The sequence below is a fragment of the Joostella sp. CR20 genome (genome assembly GCF_038433465.1).
Classification (GTDB): domain Bacteria; phylum Bacteroidota; class Bacteroidia; order Flavobacteriales; family Flavobacteriaceae; genus Galbibacter.
In genome coordinates, this window is the sequence record NZ_JAESVF010000006.1 from 102,235 (window position 1) to 117,937 (window position 15,703).

A 15,703-nucleotide genomic window follows, 5' to 3' on the forward strand; every position below is an offset into this window, starting at 1 on the left:
TTTATTTTGTGTGTTGTAAACTATTATTTATCAAAGTATAATCTGCCAACACCAAAGCAGCCATCGCTTCCACAATTGGTACAGCTCTAGGAACAACACATGGGTCGTGCCTTCCTTTCCCCTGCATTTCTACGATGTTTCCTTTGTTATCGATAGTTTCTTGCGTTTGCATAATTGTTGCAACAGGCTTAAATGCTACTCTAAAATAAATATCCATTCCGTTGCTAATACCTCCTTGAATTCCGCCAGAAAAATTAGTTTTTGTAGTACCGTCTTCATTATACAAGTCGTTATGCTGACTCCCTTTTAAAGCTGCTCCGTCAAAACCACTTCCGTATTCAAACCCTTTTACAGCATTAATCGAAAGCATCGCTTTTCCTAATTCTGCATGCAATTTATCAAAAACAGGTTCTCCAAGACCAACAGGCACATTCTTAATTACGCAGGTAACAACTCCTCCAACAGTATCTCCTTCCTTACGAATTTGCTTAATGTAATTTTCCATTTCTTTCGCAAGTTCGGTATCTGGACAACGTACAATGTTTATCTCTGCGTTTTCTATATTTACTTCGGAATAGTGTTTGTTTAAATGAATGTTTCCTACGGAAGAAACATAGGCGTTAATTTTAATATCGCCCAACATTTGCTTAGCAATAGCACCAGCTACCACTCTACTTGCAGTTTCTCTAGCAGAACTTCTTCCGCCACCGCGATAATCTCTAAACCCATATTTTTGGTCGTACACATAATCGGCATGCGATGGTCTGTAACTGTCTTTTATATGCGAATAGTCGTGAGATTTTTGATTGGTATTTTCAATAACAAAACCAATAGGAGTTCCTGTAGTTTTTCCTTCAAATACTCCCGAAAGAATACGTACTTCATCTGGTTCTTTACGCTGCGTAACTATAGCAGATTGCCCTGGTTTACGTCTATCTAAGTCGTGTTGTATTTTGTTTAAGTCTAGTGTAATGCCCGCTGGACATCCGTCTATAACACCTCCTAGAGCCGCTCCGTGTGACTCGCCAAAAGTTGATAACTTAAAGAGGTTTCCGAAGGAATTTCCTGCCATAAAATTTTGGTTTTGACAAATGTAATTTTTAAAAAAGAGAAACAAAAATTAAATATGCGTAATCATAAATTAAACTTTACTTGTTAAAAAGCTTGGTTTCTTAACAATCAAATCATAAATAATTAATTATCAAGTAATACAATCCCTAATAATCTTTCTTTTATTCGTAATACTAAACTTTTACTATTGAGAAAAAGAAAATTAGATGTCGTTGTAATCTCAGATGTACACTTGGGTACATTTGGCTGCCATGCAGGAGAACTGCTCTCATACCTTAACAGTATTTCTCCAAAAAAACTTATTCTGAATGGCGACATTATCGATATTTGGCAGTTTAGAAAACGTTACTTCCCAAAGAATCATTTACAGGTAATTAAAAAAATAATCGATTTATCTACCAAAGGCACCGAAGTGTATTACATTACTGGAAATCACGACGAAATGCTTCGGAAGTTTAGCGATGTTACCATGGGAAATATCCATATTTTAGATAAGTTAATTCTGAATTTAGACGGAAAGAAAGCCTGGATTTTTCACGGAGATGTATTTGATGCTTCTATACAACACACCAAATGGATTGCTAAACTTGGCGGTTGGGGTTACGATTTTTTAATATTGATTAACCGGTTTATAAATTGGATTTTAGTTGGACTTGGGAAAGAGAAATACTCACTTTCCAAAAAGATAAAAAACAGCGTTAAAAAAGCCATTAAATACATTGCAGATTTCGAAAAAGTAGCCTCAGATTTGGCTATCGAAAACGGATACAAATATGTTGTTTGCGGACATATACATCAACCTCAAATGCTTCGAAAGGTCAATAAAAACGGCACTTGTCTTTATTTGAATTCTGGCGATTGGATTGAAAATTTAACCGCTTTAGAATACCACAACAAACGTTGGGAACTCTACCATTTTAATGAAGATAAATTGAGTCCGTTTTACTCCGACGAAGATTTAAAAACTATGAATTACAAAGAGTTATTGGCGGCAATCACCATTACTGGCAAAAAATAGCATTTCGAAATTGCTGTTTCACAAACTATTACTTTAACGCTCTACGCAATAAAGTTACTGGATGAATAGCCTCTCTCATTGTTCCGTCTTTTATTTGATGCCTACAACTTGTTCCGTTTGCAACAATCACCGTATCGGCTGAAGCTTTCCGAACCGCAGGAAACAAACGTAATTCGCCAATTGCCATACTCGTTTCGTAGTGTTCTTTTTCATAACCAAACGAACCCGCCATTCCGCAACAACCAGAATTTATCATGGTTACCGAAAAGTTCTTCGGTAAGTTGAGCACATCGAAAGTAGCTTTTGTATTTGATTGTGATTTTTGATGACAATGTGCATGGTATTTTATCGTTTTTTCTTCTGAAGAAAATTGTTCCGAAGTTATATTTTCTCTTTTTATTTCTTCGGAAAGGAATTCTTCTATTATAAAACTATTCAATGCTAGATGTTTAGCCTTTTCCTTATCGGATGCTAATCGCAAATATTCATCTCTAAACGACAAAATAGCTGAAGGTTCCAAACCTACAACAGGACAATTTGAACTTACCAACTTTTCTAAATTTGAAATGTTTTTATTGGCCAACGCTTGCGCTTGCTCTAAAAATCCTTTAGACAAAAATGTGCGTCCGCTTTCACCAAAATACAAAGTGATATCGTACCCTAAAGCTGTTAATAACTCAATAGCATCTTTACCAACTTCAATGTCAGAATATTGTGTAAATTCATCTATATATAAAACAACTTTGTTTTTATTAACATATTGTTTTTTAGATGATTGCAAGTGTTTACTGAAATTAAAACTTTCAATTTTAGGCAAAGTTCGATTAGGAGCTACATTTAAAACATTTTTCACAATCTCCCCAGAAAATCGATTGTTTACCATCCACGGAAAAACACTCCCGAGTTTACTTAATTTTGTGTTGTAAGCAAATGCTCTATCGCGTAACGAAGGTGCATTTTCTTTATAATACTGATATAAAAATTCAGCTTTTAAAGTAGCAACATCCACATTGCTTGGACACTCGCTACTACAAGCTTTACAACTCACACACAAATCGAAAACCTGTTTTAACTCCTCTTGATTAAACTTATTTTGTTTTTCTGAAGTTGTTAAATACTCTCGCAAGGCATTTGCACGAGCACGAGTAGTGTCTTTTTCATTTTTTGTAGCATGGTAACTCGGACACATTGCTCCGTTGGAAAGATGTGTTTTTCGGCAGTCACCACTACCGTTGCACTTTTCCGTAGCTCTCAAAATTCCTAAGGAATCTGAAAAATCTAACAAGGTTTCAATTTCAGGTTCTTCTCGGTCGGGTTGGTAGCGCAAAGAAGAATCCATTGGAGCGCTGTCTATAATTTTCCCAGGATTAAAAATGTTATTTGGGTCGAAAGTTTGCTTTATTCTTTTAAGGAGTTGATAGTTTTCCGTACTTATCATCAGCTCGATAAATTCGGCACGCACTCTCCCATCACCATGTTCGCCACTCATCGAACCTCTATATTTTTTCACCAAATGCGCTACATCGGTAGTGATTTTCCTAAAAAGGGCAACATCTTCCGATTTTTTCAAATCTAAAATCGGACGCAAATGCAATTCTCCAGCACCCGCATGTGCATAGTAAACTGCATTTTGCTTATGCTTTTGCATGATTTCGGTAAATTCAGCAATATAATTACTTAAATCTTCAATACTCACCGCCGTATCTTCAATACAGGCAACTGCTTTTTTATCGCCTACAATATTCCCTAAAAGTCCCAATCCAGCTTTTCTAAGCTCAACCGCCTTATCGATATCTTCAGCAACTAGCGTTGGATTAGCGTAGCTAAGTCCTGTTTCTTCCAGTGTTTTTAATAAGTTTAATCGCTTTTGCTCTAAAACTTCTGCATCATCATCACGAAGCTCGAGCATTAAAATAGCTTCTGGGTCGCCTTCAATAAAAAAACGATTTGGTAATTGCGATTTGTTATTCTTGGTACAATCTAAAATAACTTTGTCCATCATTTCGCAAGTGTACAAATCGTGTTGCATCACTGCATAAACCGAATTACAGCAATCGGCCACACTTTTAAAATGTGACGCAACCATAACAGCTTGTTTAGGCATTAAAGTATCTAACTGAACTTTAATTTTGGTTGTAAAAGCCAAAGTTCCTTCACTTCCAGAAAGCAACTTACACATGTTAAATTGACCTCCGTTTTCGTTAAAAGGCTTCAATTTTAATAATTCATCTACAGCATAACCTGTGTTTCTTCGGTGGATTTCTGGCTTCGGGAAGTTGTTTGCTATTTGCTTAGGAATACCTTCAGCAGAAAGTTCTTTGTAAATATTCTTGTAAATTTCACCTTCAAGCGTATTAAGTGTTAGCTTCTGTTTAAATTCTTCCGCAGTTAAACTTTTAAAAACCACTTCGCTACCATCACTTAAAATAGCTTCAATTTCTAAAACTTTATCGCGTGTTACTCCATACTTTATAGAGGTGGTTCCACTAGAGTTATTTCCTGTCATCCCTCCTATCATACACCTGTTTGAAGTGGATGTATTCGGACCAAAAAACAAACCGTATTGCGATAAATGCATATTTAGTTCATCACGAATAACTCCAGGTTGAACTGTTGCCGTTCTAGAAGTTTCATCAACCGAAAGAATCGAAGTGAAATGTTTTGAAACATCTACAACAATTCCATCTCCCACACATTGTCCTGCGAGTGAAGTACCTGCTGTACGCGGAATAATCGACAATTTATAATCATTACAAAAAGCAATGATTTTTTTGATGTCTTCTATCGATTTTGGATACGCGATAGCTGTTGGAATTGAGCGATATACAGACGCATCTGTAGCGTAGATGATTTTATGCAAATCGTCGAAAAATAAAGCCCCTTCAAGCTTTTCTTCCAATTCTTGTAAGAGGTTTTTAGAAATATTTAACAAGACTCTATGAACTTTAAGTTAATTTAGTAACGTATGTATTACAAATCAAAAACCAAATTTATGAAAAAACTATTTTTATTTAGTCTTTTAGCAATCGGATTTGCAACAACAGCTCAATCTCAAGAAATCGCAAAAAACGCCTTAGGACTTCGCTTAGGTGATGGCGATGGCTTTGGCGCTGAAATTTCTTATCAAAGAGGCTTAGGGGCAAATAATAGACTAGAATTGGATTTAGGATGGCGCGACAGTAATCATTACGACGCTTTTAGATTAACCGGTCTTTACCAATGGGTTTTTCCTATTGAAGGAGATTTTAACTGGTACGTTGGTGCCGGTGGTGGTTTAGGTGGTTATGACACCGATGATGATTACGACTTTGACAACAACGACCACGACGACAGCGGTATGTATGGTTTTGTTGCCGGAGATATTGGTGTGGAATACAATTTTAACTTCCCGCTATTATTGTCGTTAGATTTCCGTCCAGAAATTGGGTTTAACGATATTGACGACGACGATTTTGATTTCGATATTGCACTCGGAATTAGATACCAATTCTAAAAAAATAAGCACAAAAATGTTTAAAAGCCTTGAATACATTGTATTTAGGGCTTTTTTTGTTAATTGTCTTTTAGGATTGAAATGAAATTTTAACTTTGTATCAAACTAAACTGTTTAAATAATTTTTAATGAAAAAAATAGGAAGTATTCTTTTATTACTTGTTGCACTTGTTGCTTGTAATAAAACTGAAAAAGACACTTATAACGTTACCGTAAGTGTTGATGGTGTTGAAGATGGACAACATGTATATTTACAAAAACCAGTAGACGGACAACGACCAGAAATTATTGATACGCTGGAAGTAATGCAAGGGAAATTTGAGTTCTCTGGAAAAGCTGAAAGTCCGCAACTACACTACTTACTTTTTGAAGGTGTTAGAGGTGTTTTACCAATCATTTTAGAAGAAGGAAACATTAATGTAACAGCTTACAAAGACAGCCTAAACTTCTCTAAAATTGCTGGTTCTCCTTCGAATGACGATTTTACTGCTTTCATTCAAGGGTCAAAAAACATCAGAGATAAAATGTCTGAAATTCAGAAAAAAGGTATGGAAGCACAACAGGCAAACGATACTGTTACCATGAATACCTTAAGAGAAACTTTTGTTGAAGTACAAGATGAAGCTAGAAATTACGAAAACGAATTTGTTGCCAACCACAAAGACTCATACATTTCGTTATTGGTTATCCAACAAATGTTACGTGCTAAAACAAAAACTTCTGAAGAAATTGGTGAGCTTTTCAACGGTTTAACCGAAGATGTTAAAAACACTGACTTAGGAAATACAATTGCTACTGAATTAAAAAAGCTTAACAAGTTTTCTATTGGTGCTGCGGCTCCAGATTTTTCTGGTCCTACGCCAGAAGGTGAAACTGTTTCGTTAAAAGAATCTTTAGGGAAAGTAACCATTCTTGATTTTTGGGCTGCTTGGTGCAAGCCTTGTAGAGCAGAAAACCCAAACCTTGTAAAGCTTTATGCTGATTACCACGAAAAAGGATTAAATGTTGTTGGAGTTTCTTTAGATAGAAAAGCTGAAGATTGGAAAAAAGCAATCGAAGAAGACAATTTACCTTGGACACATATTTCTAACTTAAAATTTTGGCAAGACCCAATTGCTCAAGAATATAACATCCGTGCAATTCCTGCTACTTTTATTTTAGATGAAAACGGAAACATCATCGCAAAAGATTTAAGAGGACAAGCTTTAAAAGATAAAATTGCTAGCATTTTAGACTAATTATCTTTTTTACAGAAATAAAAAAATCCCGAAATGAATTACATTTCGGGATTTTTTTATGTTATTACTTTTAATTTATTTTAACTGAAAAGTAACATTTACTTCTGCCTCAATAACCATTTCACCAATGGCAATGGTTTCCATACTTCCACTTGCATCTGCTGAGGCTTTCATCATTTCCATTCTATAAATAGGTTGCGGTGCACTTACAGAACCTGTTTCAGAAATACTTAACGCCTTCCCTACTGTTTGCCCTAAAACACCTGCATATTCTTCCGCTTTTTTCTTAGCATCTTTTACAGCAGCAATTCTCGCTTTGGTATTGTAACTTTCAATATCAGACGACTGAAAAGTAACCCCGTCGACTCTATTAATTCCTGCGTTAAGCAATCCTTCAGTAAAAGTAGCATACTTGCTTAAATCTTTCAGTAAAATAGAAATCGATTGATTGGCTACATATTTGTATTCTTTTGTTTGATAGTCGTAATTTTTATTAATGTTGATGTATTCTGTTTTTACATCCGACTCTTTAATTCCCATCGACTTGGTGTATTTCAACACTTTATCAATCGCCACATCATTCTCTGTTTTTACTTGTTGTGCCGAAGTTCCTTCGTTCTCAACTCTAACTCTTATTAAAACTTGATCTGGAGTAACTTTTACTATTCCTTCTCCAACTACAGAAACCGAAGGTGTTACTTCTTGTGCTTGTAAACTATTCATACCAATAAATGCTGTTAGTAATAAAATTATTTTTTTCATATTCTCTTTTTAATGTTTTTTCAAAGCTTTCGAAAAGTCAAAAGCAATTCTTTTTTTGATTTTGTGTTTTGTTATTTCAGTATAAACAAAGAGAGTGCCAAACTATATTTTTCCTGTTTTTTCTAAAACGAATAATACAACTATCGGAATCGCTAAAAGCAATACCATTAAGGTTTCTTGTACAATTAATGATGGCATTAAAAGCAATGTTAAAACATATCCGCCAATGGCACCACCAAAATGTGCAGTGTGCCCAATGTTACCAATTCTCGATTTCATTCCGTAGATAGAGTATAATAAATACCCAATTCCGAAGATATAAGCAGGAATCGGAATCGGTATAAAGAAAAACGCCAATCGCATTTCTGGTTGTAAAAGAATAGCTGCATATAAAATTCCGGTTACGGCACCACTCGCGCCAACAGCACTGTAATGATATTCGTTTTTATGAAAACTAAGTGAGAGTAAGCTCCCTGCTAGTAAACTTCCGAAGTAAATCAATAAAAATTTAATGTCGCCAAAATACTGTACTACAATAGGTGCGAAAAAGTACAACGTAAGCATATTAAAAAGTAAATGCGAAACGTCAACATGCAGAAAACCAGACGTTATGGTTCTAATTTGTTCGCCACGACGAATAGCGCCGATATTGAATTTATACTTTTCGAAGAACGAAAAGTCGTTAAATCCCTTAAAAGAAGCCAAAACTGTCGCTCCAATAATAACTATGGTTACAATGCTTAAATTCATAAAAACAATAAAGGTTTAGCATCAAATATAGCTATATTTGCTAAAATTCATACGGAATGCAATTACTTATTTACCTACTAGTTTACCCCATTTTATGGTTTATTTCAATACTCCCTTTCCCTATATTTTATAAGGTTTCCGATTTTATATACTACTTACTATACTACATTATTGGGTATCGTAAAAAAATGGTTTACGAAAATTTAAAACGTTGTTTTCCTGAAAAATCAGAAGAAGAAATTCTTGGCATCCGAAAGCGTTTTTATAAGCATATGGCCGATTTGTTTATGGAAATGATAAAAACATTAAGTATGTCTCAAGAAGAAATGAAGAAAAGGGCAAAATTTCATAATACCGAACTCCTTGATGAATATGCCAAACAAAACAAAAGCGTAGCACTACTCTGCGGGCATTATGCAAATTACGAGTGGGTACTTTCATTAGGGCAGCACATTCAGCATGATGGCTTCGGAATTTACGCACCGTTATCGAACAAATATTTTGACAAACTCATTAAGAAAACCAGAAAAAAACACGGTGGCACTTTAGTTTCTAGATACGAAACAGCACGACTTGTTTTGAAGAATTACAAAGAGCAACATTTATCGTTATACGGTTTTGTTAACGACCAATCTCCACAGGTGAGTCATACTCGCTATTGGAGAGAATTTTTCGGAACCGTTGTGCCGGTACATACTGCTGCTGAAACATTAGCCAAAAAATTTGATATGGCTATTGTTTTTTTCTGTGTAAAGAAAATAAAAAGAGGTTATTACGAAACAACTATTGTGAATATTACCGACAATCCAAAACAGTATAAGGATTTTGAAATTACTGACATTTACACCAAAATGTTGGAAGAAGAAATTCGTCGAAAACCTGAATATTATTTATGGACGCACAACCGATTTAAACACCGAAATAAAGTTCCTGCTGAATTCCAAAAAGCAACTAATCCTGCATAAGAGGTTTTTGGTTTTAAGTTTCTTGTTTGAGGTTTCTTGTTTTTAATTGCAAAGTTTCAACCGATAAAATCTTAACTCGTCACCACTTCACTTCTCCTAAAAGGTGTGATACCTCGACTCCACTCGGTATGACAGCGAGAGAACCTTAACTTATTATCTCATTAACTCTTTCACTTCTACTAAACAATTAACCGATTAAACACTTCAACAGTTAAACTTTATGTGATACCTCGACTCCGCCTGTCTAACGACAAAGGCAGGCTCGGTATGGCTAAAAGAAAACCTTAACTTATTATCTCATTCTCTATTTCACTTCTACAAAAAACCACAAACGCCAACCTGAACTTGATTCAAATTAGCGTTTGGGTAGAGAAAGAATCTCTCTCAATATATATGATTATTACTTTACAATCCTGCTACAGCTCCAATTTCAGCTATAAATTTATCAGCTAAGGCATCGGCTTCTTGTTGTGAGCTTGCTTCTGTGTATATTCTAATAATTGGTTCGGTATTCGACTTTCTTAAATGCACCCAATTCTCTGGAAAATCAATCTTCACACCATCAACAGTAGTTATATCTTCGTTAGCATAGCGCTCTTCCATTGTTTTTAAAATAGCATCCACATCGAGTTCTGGAGTTAAAGCAATTTTCTTTTTACTCATAAAATACGATGGATAACTCGCACGCAATTCGGCAACCGAAATTTCTTTTTCAGCCAAATGTGTTAAAAACAAACCTACTCCAACCAAAGCATCACGACCGTAATGACTTTCAGGATAAATAATTCCGCCGTTACCTTCTCCTCCAATAATTGCGTTATTCTTTTTCATGAGTGTAACAACATTTACCTCGCCAACTGCCGAAGCTTCATAAGTTCCTCCATGTTTTTCAGTAACATCACGAAGTGCTCTTGAAGACGACATATTAGAAACCGTATTTCCTTTTGTTTTTCCCAATACATAATCGGCACAAGCCACCAACGTATATTCTTCACCAAACATTTCTCCATCGTTACTAATAAATGCTAGTCTATCTACATCTGGGTCTACTACAATTCCCAAATCGGCTTTCTCTTTTACAACCAATTCGCAAATATCGGTAAGGTGTTCTTTTAACGGTTCTGGATTGTGTGGAAACTGACCGTTTGGTGTGCAATACAACTCAACCACTTCTACTCCTAATTCTTTTAATAACTTCGGAATAGCAATGCCTCCTGTAGAATTCACACCATCAACCACAACTTTAAATTTAGCTTGCTTTATTTTTTCAGCATCAACTAAAGGTAAATTCAACACTTCGTCAATATGAATATCGATATAAGAATCGTTTACTGTAATTTCGCCTAAATCGTCAACTTCAGCAAAATTAAAATCTTCGCTATCGGCAATTTCTAAAATAGCTTGCCCGTCGGCACCGCTTAAAAATTCCCCTTTATTATTGAGTAATTTTAAAGCATTCCACTGCTTCGGATTGTGACTTGCGGTTAAAATAATTCCTCCATCGGTTTTTTCCAACGGAACAGCAATTTCTACTGTTGGCGTCGTTGAAAGACCTAAATCGATTACATTGATACCGAGACCAACCAAAGAAGATGCAACTAAATTTTGAATCATTTCTCCAGAAATTCGAGCATCGCGACCTATTACAACGGTTAATTTTTCACCTTTAGCTTGCGATTTTAACCATGTTCCATATGCCGAAGCAAATTTCACAGCGTCCAAAGGCGTTAAATTCTCACCTGTTGCTCCGCCAATAGTTCCACGAATTCCTGATATTGATTTTATTAATGTCATCTGTTATATCTTATTTTAAACTAACTTTTTTTATACTGAACGAAATATCTTCGATACTCCCTTTTGCCAAATGAATTGCCGAATTTGTGTAATACAATTCTCCGTTAAAAATACTAAATGTATCTGCCCATTGAATATCCTCTGAGCTATCTAAAAATACCGTTTCTTGGTTATTTTGCACATCGTATTTCATTATTTTATGATGTTCTAAATCGGCGTAATACAAATTCCCGTCTGCATCCATAATCATTCCATCTGGCGCAGTCGTTTTAGTAACAAACTCTACACTTTCTGCTACTTCACTTTTCTTCTTTTTCACTAAAATCTCAACAGGAATTCTGTACAAACTATACCCTGTTAGCGCATGAAAATACAGCATATCATTTTTAAGGTCGAGCGCTATCCCGTCTGAATGCACTGTATTTTCCCATTTCTCACCATCAATCGTTAAAAAGTCTTGTTCACTTTTTGTGGAAGAATGATTGTCTAAAACACGCTTCGTATTACCATTTTTCAAGTTCAATATTACAATTCCTGCATGTCCAGAATCTGTAAAATAAGCCAATTGACGTTTTTCGTCGATACGAACATCGTTAATGTACGAATCTTTGTGATACGCATTTTTAAGAAATGTATAAGTTTTCAATAAATTGTTGGTGTTTAAATCGAAAACAAAAACTTTAGGCGCTCCCAAAACCCCTTTAAATTTAGGATTTCGAGTATCTAAAACATACAATTTATCACCCGAAGCAACCACCGATTGCACAGCTACAAAAGTAGTTTCTGCAAGCGGTTTTCCAAGCTCCCAATTGTTCCAAGATTCCGAAGGAAAGGCTACAGATTTCCCGTCTTTTACTTCTACAACAGCATTCTCAACCCCTGCTCTCCATCTTGGAAAATTGGCAAAAACTCGTCCAGAATTACTTACGGTTACCCCTGTAACTTGTTGCCCTTGAAAAGTTGCTACAGTTTGAACAGAATTTCCACTACAGCCTACAATTAACATTGTAAAAAGTGCATAAAATAGTATTCTCATTTCTTTACTTTTTAGCAAATATAACGGTTTTCAGATGCAAATTAGTGTTCTATTCCGCATTCAAAATAGTTATCGAACTTGTAAATCAACGCTATTTATTTATACTGAAAGAATTAAGTGTTGAATTTTGTCAATTCAACTTATAGAAAATTATTCAACTATTGTAAGATATTATCGTAAAAAGTAAGTGCCATTTCAATGGAATTTGTACATTTAGTAAATGAATTTTTTAGCGCACATTTATTTATCTGGAGAAAACCCTGAAGTAAAAGTAGGAAACTTTATGGCTGATAGCATCCGAGGGAAACAATATCTAAAGTATCCCGAAGGATATAAAAAAGGTATTTTATTACATCGGGAAATCGATACGTATACCGATGCTCACCCAACTGTTCGTCTCAGCACCAAAAAATTACACAAAAACTACGGGCATTACAGCGGAGTTATTGTAGACATTTTTTACGATCATTTTTTAGCTAAAAATTGGAGTGACTATTCTGAAACTCCGTTAGATATTTATGTAGATAATTTTTACGATTTATTGGGAGAACACTATGCGATACTTCCAATGAATGTAAAAAAACTAATGCCTTATATGATTGCCGATAATTGGTTGCTGAATTATGCAAAACTCGATGGGATTTCAAGAGTTCTTGACGGCATGAATCGTAGAACAAAAAACAAATCGAAAATGAATTTTGCCATTGAAGATTTACAAACACATTATCGCGAATTTGAAACAGAATTTACTTCATTTTTTGAAGAATTACGTACGTTTTCAACTCAAAAGCTTAACTCCCTATAACCTATGATAAAGAAAATAATATTACTCTTTGCTATTGTATTTATTAGTAGTTGCAAAGAGAAACATAAAAACAATCTCGGTGTTACTGCCCAAAACGGCATGGTAGTCTCTGCACGTGTGGAAGCTTCTAAAATTGGAGTAGATATTTTAAAACAAGGCGGAAATGCTTTTGACGCCATGATTGCTACCAAATTTGCGTTGGCGGTTGCCTACCCTTTTGCTGGAAATATTGGTGGAGGTGGTTTTATGGTATATCGGTTAAATGATGGTACTACTGGCTCACTCGATTTTAGAGAAAAAGCGCCGATTTTGGCTTCAAAAAACATGTATTTGGATTCGTTAGGAAATATCATTCCAAATAAAAGTACTGTCGGTGCCACAGCAGTTGGTGTTCCTGGAACGGTTGCTGGAATTTTTGAAATTCATAAAAAATTTGGCTCTCTACCGATGGAAACCCTTATTCAACCTGCTATTGACATGGCGAATAAAGGTGTTATTGTTACCAAAAAGCAAGCAGAGAAACTTGCCTATGCTCGAAATATTATTGCTGAAACAAGTAGTGACACAGTACTTTTTGCAAATCATTTTTCTGAAAATGATTCTATTAAATACCGTGCCCTTGCCAAAACTTTAGAAATTATTAAAAAGCAAGGTCAAGACGGATTTTATAAAGGTGTTGTAGCTGAAAAAATGGTAGCATTTCTTCAGCAAAATGGAGGAATCATCACTTTAGAAGATTTATCAAAATACCGCGCTGTTTGGAGAGACCCCATCGAATTTCAGTATAAAAACATGAAAGTTATTTCAATGGGCCCTCCTAGTAGTGGCGGAATCACTTTAGCACAAATCATGAAAATGATTGAATTGTATAATCTCGATACGCAACACAATTCAGTAAAAGCAATTCAACTTATCACAGAAGCCGAACGCAGAGCATATGCCGATAGAGCTTATTTTTTAGGTGACCCAGATTTCACAGAAATCCCTGTTTCGGAAATTACTAACAACACTTATTTAAACCAAAGAATGGAATCTTTTTCTTACGAAAAAGCAACCCCGTCTGAAGATGTTTCTCACGGAAATATCGAGATTATTGAAAGTGACGAAACCACGCACTTTTCTATTGTTGATAGCTTCGGAAATGCAGTTTCTGTAACTACAACGCTGAATGGCGCGTATGGTTCTAAATTATATTCCGAAGAATTAGGGTTCTTTTTCAATAATGAAATGGACGATTTTAGCTCAAAACCTGGAACTCCAAATATGTTCGGACTTATTGGTGGCGAAGCAAATAGTATAGCTCCAGAAAAAAGGATGCTTAGTAGTATGACTCCTACTATTGTCGAAAAAAACGGAAAACTATTTATGGTTGTTGGAACTCCAGGTGGCTCTACCATTATCACTTCTGTTTTACAGACAATTTTAAATGTAGCGCATTACGATATGGGGATGCAGGAAGCTGTAAATGCTCCACGTTTTCACCATCAATGGTTGCCAGATGAAATCAGAATGGAACCCAATGCTTTTGATAAAAAAACAATTGAAACTTTAAAAGAACTCGGTTATAAAATTAACGAATCTAACGCAAGAATTATCGGACTTGTAGACGCTATTTTGGTGCTTCCAAACGATGAGCTAGAAGCTGGTGCCGACAAGCGAGGAGACGATACAGCCGTTGGATATTAAAAATAAAACAGTATGAACATCATTAAAAAAATTGGAAAATTCATAGCCTTTTTGTTGCTCTTTTTTATTGTAATTGGAGCCGTAATTTATTTTGTTTATAACGAACCACTACCACAAGGAAAAGAAGGCCCGCAAGCCGAAGCCTTAGCCGATAAAATGCTAAAAGCCATCAACTATACCAACTACACAAAAACAAGGTATTTAGAGTGGACTTTTGCAGGGAAACACTCCTACGTTTGGGATAAAGAAAAGAAATTGGCAGACGTAAAATGGGATAAATATTTGGTAAAACTCAATTTGAATAATTACGATAAAAGCACTGTTTTTATTGATGGTGTTAAAATGCACACCGAACCACGCCAAGAATTAATCGATACCGCAGTGAAATATTTCAACAACGATTCTTTTTGGCTAGTTGCACCATTTAAAATTCGAGATAAAGGCACAAAGCGAAGTATTGTTACGCTTAAAAATGGCAAGGAAGCACTTCTTGTTACTTATACCAGTGGCGGAAGCACTCCTGGAGATTCGTATTTATGGACACTTACAGATGCTGGTTTTCCGCAGAGTTTTAAAATGTGGGTAAGTATTATTCCTATTGGCGGGGTTGAAGCTTCTTGGGACGATTGGAAAGTTATGGAAACAACAACCTACCTCCCATCCTCTCATAAACTCGCATTTTTCACTCTTGAGATGAGTAATTTAAAAGCGTATAACTAACTATTCGTTTTAATTTTCGGGCTCTATAAAATATGGATTTGACGAAAAGGACACTTTATTTTCAGAGAATAATAAGCTGTAAGCTATAGGCTCTAAGCAAATAGCGAGTAAAAAAATTAAATTTTCTTTACTTTATTACTGAAATTCCCCCTTCGAAGGGGGTTAGGGGGATGTAAAAAGTTGGAAGACGGAAGCCCGAATCCATTAGTTTCGAAGGCGATAAGCAAGCAACGAAAAAGAAATTCTCCTTGCTTCTCTGAATCTTTGCACCTACAAACAGGTTATATAAAATCAAAATTGAACACTACTATTTTAAGTTATCAACAAACTTAAGTAGCTTCAATAATTAGTCTTAAAATCGTAAC

At 35.4% G+C, this 15,703-nt stretch carries 13 protein-coding genes; 7 read left to right on the top strand and 6 right to left on the bottom strand.

Features of this window, described 5'->3' with window-relative positions:
• Nucleotide 1: 1 nt before the first annotated feature.
• Nucleotides 2–1,072: a chorismate synthase gene (aroC, locus tag JMA43_RS09675; RefSeq protein ID WP_342156304.1), complete on the bottom strand. Its 1,071-nt coding sequence runs from the start codon at nt 1,070–1,072 to the stop codon at nt 2–4.
• Between the two features lie 186 nt (nt 1,073–1,258).
• Here aroC and JMA43_RS09680 point away from each other — a divergent pair, with 186 nt between their 5' ends.
• Nucleotides 1,259–2,089, top strand: coding sequence for a UDP-2,3-diacylglucosamine diphosphatase (locus JMA43_RS09680; RefSeq protein ID WP_342156306.1), 831 nt, complete (start codon nt 1,259–1,261; stop codon nt 2,087–2,089).
• A 28-nt stretch (nt 2,090–2,117) separates the two neighbouring features.
• On the opposite strand, the gene JMA43_RS09685 is transcribed toward JMA43_RS09680, so the two are convergent.
• Nucleotides 2,118–5,012 (bottom strand): FAD-binding and (Fe-S)-binding domain-containing protein, encoded by a 2,895-nt coding sequence (locus tag JMA43_RS09685; protein WP_342156390.1) that lies wholly within the window; start codon nt 5,010–5,012, stop codon nt 2,118–2,120.
• A gap of 69 nt (nt 5,013–5,081) precedes the next feature.
• Here JMA43_RS09685 and JMA43_RS09690 point away from each other — a divergent pair, with 69 nt between their 5' ends.
• Both JMA43_RS09690 and JMA43_RS09695 read left to right on the top strand, forming a co-directional pair.
• Complete coding sequence (locus JMA43_RS09690) at nt 5,082–5,582, top strand: hypothetical protein (protein ID WP_342156308.1); 501 nt, start codon at nt 5,082–5,084, stop codon at nt 5,580–5,582.
• A 128-nt stretch (nt 5,583–5,710) separates the two neighbouring features.
• Nucleotides 5,711–6,820 (top strand): TlpA disulfide reductase family protein, encoded by a 1,110-nt coding sequence (locus JMA43_RS09695; protein WP_342156310.1) that lies wholly within the window; start codon nt 5,711–5,713, stop codon nt 6,818–6,820.
• 75 nt (nt 6,821–6,895) lie between these two features.
• Here the strand turns inward: JMA43_RS09695 and JMA43_RS09700 are convergent, their stop codons facing one another.
• Both JMA43_RS09700 and JMA43_RS09705 read right to left on the bottom strand, forming a co-directional pair.
• Complete coding sequence (locus JMA43_RS09700) at nt 6,896–7,582, bottom strand: SIMPL domain-containing protein (protein ID WP_342156312.1); 687 nt, start codon at nt 7,580–7,582, stop codon at nt 6,896–6,898.
• A 102-nt stretch (nt 7,583–7,684) separates the two neighbouring features.
• On the bottom strand, nt 7,685–8,332 hold the full coding sequence (locus tag JMA43_RS09705) for a rhomboid family intramembrane serine protease (protein ID WP_342156313.1): 648 nt from the start codon (nt 8,330–8,332) through the stop codon (nt 7,685–7,687).
• A gap of 56 nt (nt 8,333–8,388) precedes the next feature.
• Between JMA43_RS09705 and JMA43_RS09710 the strand changes: the two genes are divergently transcribed.
• Nucleotides 8,389–9,297, top strand: a complete 909-nt coding sequence (locus JMA43_RS09710; protein ID WP_342156314.1) for a lysophospholipid acyltransferase family protein — start codon at nt 8,389–8,391, stop codon at nt 9,295–9,297.
• Between the two features lie 405 nt (nt 9,298–9,702).
• On the opposite strand, the gene glmM is transcribed toward JMA43_RS09710, so the two are convergent.
• On the bottom strand, nt 9,703–11,091 hold the full coding sequence (gene glmM / locus JMA43_RS09715; protein ID WP_342156315.1) for a phosphoglucosamine mutase: 1,389 nt from the start codon (nt 11,089–11,091) through the stop codon (nt 9,703–9,705).
• Between the two features lie 10 nt (nt 11,092–11,101).
• Nucleotides 11,102–12,127, bottom strand: coding sequence for an L-dopachrome tautomerase-related protein (locus JMA43_RS09720; protein ID WP_342156317.1), 1,026 nt, complete (start codon nt 12,125–12,127; stop codon nt 11,102–11,104).
• A 220-nt stretch (nt 12,128–12,347) separates the two neighbouring features.
• Here JMA43_RS09720 and JMA43_RS09725 point away from each other — a divergent pair, with 220 nt between their 5' ends.
• The 3 genes from JMA43_RS09725 to JMA43_RS09735 are packed head-to-tail and all read left to right on the top strand — an operon-like array spanning nt 12,348 to nt 15,338.
• Complete coding sequence (locus JMA43_RS09725; protein WP_342156318.1) at nt 12,348–12,932, top strand: acyl carrier protein phosphodiesterase; 585 nt, start codon at nt 12,348–12,350, stop codon at nt 12,930–12,932.
• A 3-nt stretch (nt 12,933–12,935) separates the two neighbouring features.
• On the top strand, nt 12,936–14,618 hold the full coding sequence (ggt, locus tag JMA43_RS09730) for a gamma-glutamyltransferase (RefSeq protein ID WP_342156320.1): 1,683 nt from the start codon (nt 12,936–12,938) through the stop codon (nt 14,616–14,618).
• 12 nt (nt 14,619–14,630) lie between these two features.
• Nucleotides 14,631–15,338, top strand: a complete 708-nt coding sequence (locus JMA43_RS09735; RefSeq protein WP_342156322.1) for a hypothetical protein — start codon at nt 14,631–14,633, stop codon at nt 15,336–15,338.
• Nucleotides 15,339–15,703 lie beyond the last annotated feature (365 nt).

What these genes read in the sequence shown, in the direction of transcription:
- aroC (WP_342156304.1), bottom strand. Translation starts at nt 1,072, where the DNA reads ATGGCAGGAAATTCCTTCGGAAACCTCTTTAAGTTATCAACTTTTGGC.
- JMA43_RS09690 (WP_342156308.1), top strand. Translation starts at nt 5,082, where the DNA reads ATGAAAAAACTATTTTTATTTAGTCTTTTAGCAATCGGATTTGCAACA.
- JMA43_RS09695 (WP_342156310.1), top strand. Translation starts at nt 5,711, where the DNA reads ATGAAAAAAATAGGAAGTATTCTTTTATTACTTGTTGCACTTGTTGCT.
- JMA43_RS09700 (WP_342156312.1), bottom strand. Translation starts at nt 7,582, where the DNA reads ATGAAAAAAATAATTTTATTACTAACAGCATTTATTGGTATGAATAGT.
- JMA43_RS09705 (WP_342156313.1), bottom strand. Translation starts at nt 8,332, where the DNA reads ATGAATTTAAGCATTGTAACCATAGTTATTATTGGAGCGACAGTTTTG.
- JMA43_RS09710 (WP_342156314.1), top strand. Translation starts at nt 8,389, where the DNA reads ATGCAATTACTTATTTACCTACTAGTTTACCCCATTTTATGGTTTATT.
- glmM (WP_342156315.1), bottom strand. Translation starts at nt 11,091, where the DNA reads ATGACATTAATAAAATCAATATCAGGAATTCGTGGAACTATTGGCGGA.
- JMA43_RS09720 (WP_342156317.1), bottom strand. Translation starts at nt 12,127, where the DNA reads ATGAGAATACTATTTTATGCACTTTTTACAATGTTAATTGTAGGCTGT.
- JMA43_RS09725 (WP_342156318.1), top strand. Translation starts at nt 12,348, where the DNA reads ATGAATTTTTTAGCGCACATTTATTTATCTGGAGAAAACCCTGAAGTA.
- ggt (WP_342156320.1), top strand. Translation starts at nt 12,936, where the DNA reads ATGATAAAGAAAATAATATTACTCTTTGCTATTGTATTTATTAGTAGT.
- JMA43_RS09735 (WP_342156322.1), top strand. Translation starts at nt 14,631, where the DNA reads ATGAACATCATTAAAAAAATTGGAAAATTCATAGCCTTTTTGTTGCTC.